This is a genomic window from Rathayibacter sp. AY1F8 (genome assembly GCF_002932165.1).
Taxonomy (GTDB): Bacteria; Actinomycetota; Actinomycetes; order Actinomycetales; family Microbacteriaceae; genus Rathayibacter.
Genome location: NZ_PSVB01000047.1, coordinates 1 through 1,920, shown reverse-complemented (window position 1 = coordinate 1,920; position 1,920 = coordinate 1). Strand labels below are relative to the sequence as shown.

The window sequence follows — 1,920 nt, the reverse complement described above, 5'->3', positions numbered from 1 at the left end:
GAGGAGGGCGCCGGCGCGATCGCGGGCGTCGTCTCGGGACGGGTCGACCCCTCCGGCCACCTGCCGGTCTCGCTGCCGCGCTCGGCCGGGGCGCAGCCGTTCTCGTACCTGCACCCGATCCTCGGCGGGCCGTCGGACGTGACCTCCGCCGACAGCACGCCGGTGCGGCCGTTCGGCCACGGGCTCTCGTACACGCACTTCGCCCGGACGGAGCTGGCGGCCGAGGAGTCCGCCCCGACGGACGGCTCCTTCACGGCGACCGTGCGCGTCCGCAACACGGGCGAGCGGGCGGGCACCGACCTGGTGCAGCTGTACGCCCGCGACGTGTTCGCGAGCGTGACCCGGCCGGTGGCGCAGCTGCTCGGCTACGCGCGGGTCGCGCTCGAGCCCGGCGAGGAGGCGGAGGTCCGCTTCGAGGTCCCGGCCGCGCGCCTGGCCTTCACCGGACGCGAGGGCGTGCGGATCGTCGAGCCCGGCCGCGTCGAGCTGTGGGTGGGCCCGGACTGCGCGACGCGCGAGACGGAGACGGCGCTCGAGCTGGTCGGCCCGGCCGCCGCTGTCGACGCCTCCTCGCAGCGCCTCGTCGGCACGCGGGTCCAGCGGGCGGGAGCGGGCGTCCCGGCCTGACCCGTGCACAACGCTGGAAGGATCGCTCCGGCGGGCCGTGGATCCGCGGATCCCGGTGCCCGCGGGGCGATCCTTCCTGCGGTCTGAGCACGGCGCGGCTCCGGCACCGCTCTGGCGCGGCTCGGACGGGCGCGGCAGGCTGGGGGGATGAGCGACGACGCGAAGCAGACCCTCCTCCGCTACCTGCAGGAGGGGCGCGACGCCCTGCTGCAGAAGCTCGACGGGCTCGACGAGTACGACGTGCGGCGGCCGCTGGTCGCGACGGGCACGAACCTGCTCGGCCTGGTGAAGCACGTGGCGGGCACCGAGGCGGGCTACCTCGGCGCCGTGTTCGGGCGGCCGTTCCCGGAGCCGATGCCGTGGATGGAGGACGAGTCGGAGCCGAACTCGGACATGTGGGCGACGGCCGACGAGTCCCCGGCCGACGTCGTCGCGCTGTACCGCCGCGTGTGGGCCCACTCCGACGCGACGGTCGCGGCCCTCCCGCTCGACGCTCCCGGGCAGGTCCCCTGGTGGACGAACCGCGACGTGACGCTGCACCGGATCCTCGTCCACATCACCGCGGAGACGCACCGGCACGCCGGCCACGCCGACATCGTCCGCGAGCTGATCGACGGGCGGGTCGGGCTCCGGACGCCCGGCGACAACCTCCCGCCGGTGCCGGAGGAGTGGTGGCCGGAGTACCGGGAGCGCCTCGAGTCGCTGGCGCGCGCCGTGCGCGACCGGGGCTGACGTGCCGGCGTCCGTCGGCACCGCGGTCACGCCGGCACGCGCGGCGCGGCTGCTCGACGAGCTCGATCCCGCGACGGAGGCGGCGCTCGACGCGGCTCTCGGAGGTCGCGGTCGCGGCCGGGCCGCCCTGCAGCGGCGCCGCGACGGGGCGTCGCCGGAGGAGCGGAGGCAGCGGGCCGCGCTCGAGCGCCGGGCGTTCAGTGCGGAGGCGGACCCCGCGGCGCTCGCGGAGCTGGCACTGCTGCGCGCGCAGCGCCGCGACCGGGAGGAGGCGCTCGACGCCGCGGTCGCGGGTCTGGCCGCGTCCGTCGGACCCGCAGCGGCCCAGGGCCGGATCGGCCGCGGGACGGCGAGCGACCGGACCGGTGGGGACGAGACCGGCGAGACCACCGGAGCGGACGACTCCGACTCCCGCGCCTCCGCCCCGCCCCGCCCGCGCCGCCGCCTCGGGGTGATCGCGGCGCTCGTCGCCGTGCTCGGGCTCGCCGCCCTCGGCACGGCCGCCTCCGTCGCGCTGGCCCCTCGCCCGTCGCTGGAGGTCTTCACCGAGCCCTGGGCCGT

General features: G+C 77.6%; 3 protein-coding genes. All 3 read left to right on the top strand.

Annotated elements, in window-relative coordinates:
* Positions 1 to 627, top strand: a 627-nt coding sequence (locus C5C35_RS16635; RefSeq protein ID WP_181134957.1) for a fibronectin type III-like domain-contianing protein, incomplete at its 5' end; no start/stop codon positions are given.
* Positions 628 to 774: 147 nt separating this feature from the next.
* A complete protein-coding gene (locus tag C5C35_RS16630; RefSeq protein WP_104263620.1) occupies positions 775 to 1,359 on the top strand; it encodes a DinB family protein in 585 nt (194 codons plus the stop codon).
* Between the two features lies 1 nt (position 1,360).
* Positions 1,361 to 1,920, top strand: a 560-nt coding sequence (locus C5C35_RS16625) for a hypothetical protein (protein WP_219814198.1), incomplete at its 3' end; no start/stop codon positions are given.

Coding starts and splice junctions, on each gene's coding strand:
- C5C35_RS16630 (WP_104263620.1), top strand. CDS start 775: ATGAGCGACGACGCGAAGCAGACCCTCCTCCGCTACCTGCAGGAGGGG.